Source organism: Terrisporobacter mayombei, assembly GCF_020748465.1.
Classification (GTDB): Bacteria; Bacillota; Clostridia; order Peptostreptococcales; family Peptostreptococcaceae; genus Terrisporobacter; species Terrisporobacter mayombei.
In genome coordinates, this window is sequence record NZ_JAHZMP010000307.1 from 1 (window position 1) to 424 (window position 424).

Annotated in this window: 1 tRNA gene and 2 rRNA genes; all 3 read left to right on the top strand. The window is 41.7% G+C overall.

Annotation, left to right across the window (positions count from 1 at the left end):
* Positions 1 to 60 (top strand): 16S ribosomal RNA (locus K0039_RS21700); the annotation flags it as partial.
* A gap of 74 nt (positions 61 to 134) precedes the next feature.
* Positions 135 to 210 (top strand) — tRNA-Ala (locus tag K0039_RS21705).
* 111 nt (positions 211 to 321) lie between these two features.
* Positions 322 to 424, top strand: a 23S ribosomal RNA gene (locus K0039_RS21710); the annotation flags it as partial.

The following is a 424-nucleotide window of genomic DNA, read 5'->3' on the forward strand; positions in this document are numbered from 1 at the left end:
ACTGGGGTGAAGTCGTAACAAGGTAGCCGTATCGGAAGGTGCGGCTGGATCACCTCCTTTCTAGGGAGAATTAACCTACTGTTTAATTTTGAGGGTTCTTTATGAAAACTCAAGATATGTTGAAAAATCAACATGGGGGTGTAGCTCAGCTGGGAGAGCACTTGCCTTGCACGCAAGGGGTCAGGAGTTCAATCCTCCTCATCTCCACCATTAGTACTTATTTATTAAGTGCTTTAGTACTTTGAAAACTGCATAACATTTAGTGATATGACATTATACAAGAAGAAGATAAACTTCTTAAAAATATCAACTTTAATAACTGGTCAAGTTATTAAGGGTGTAGGGCGAATGCCTTGGCACTAGGAGCCGATGAAGGACGCGATAAGCTGCGATAAGCTTGGGGGAGTTGCACGTAAACTTTGAT